Below are 597 nucleotides of genomic sequence, written 5' to 3' on the forward strand. Positions count from 1 at the left end.
GCCAACCCGGCGATCGGCTTCCTGGCCCTGGCGCGCAAGTACAACGATGCCCTGGCCGCCGGCCAGGTCCTGGCCCCGGCCAAGAGCGTCGAGCAGATGCAGCACGTGGTGTTCAACGCCTACACCAACGCGACGCTGACGGTGTTGTTCCTGTTCGTGGTGCTGAGCATCCTGTTCTACGCGCTCAAGGTCGGCGTCGCCGCCTGGAGCACGAAAGAACGCACGGACAAGGAAGCGCCATTCCAGGCCCTGCCGGACGCGTAACCAGAGGATTGCAACGATGTTCAATGACTTGAGTCGCCTGGGTAAATACCTCGGTCAGGCCGCCCGCCTGATGGTCGGCATGCCTGACTACGACAACTACGTCGAGCACATGCAAACCAAGCACCCGGACAAGCCGCTGATGGACTACGAGGCGTTCTTCCGAGAACGCCAGGAAGCCCGTTACGGCGGCAAGGGCGGGCCGAAGTGCTGCTAAAGCGCTGGGCCAGAATGAAGTAACACTTGTGGGAGCGAGCTCTGTGGGAGCAAGGCTTGCCCGCGATGCAGACACCTCGGTTTATCCTGATACCGAGGCGATGCCATCGCGGGCAAGCC

The 597-nt window shown here is 62.3% G+C and carries 1 protein-coding gene and 1 pseudogene; both read left to right on the forward strand.

From position 1 onward, the window contains the following. A pseudogene (locus LCU97_RS26500) lies at window positions 1-264 on the forward strand (carbon starvation protein A); the annotation flags it as partial. A gap of 16 nt (window positions 265-280) precedes the next feature. Next, window positions 281-478, forward strand: a complete 198-nt coding sequence (locus LCU97_RS26505; protein ID WP_003201656.1) for a YbdD/YjiX family protein — start codon at window positions 281-283, stop codon at window positions 476-478. Window positions 479-597: the final 119 nt, after the last annotated feature.

Source organism: Pseudomonas uvaldensis (genome assembly GCF_021271205.1).
Classification (GTDB): Bacteria; Pseudomonadota; Gammaproteobacteria; order Pseudomonadales; family Pseudomonadaceae; genus Aquipseudomonas; species Aquipseudomonas uvaldensis.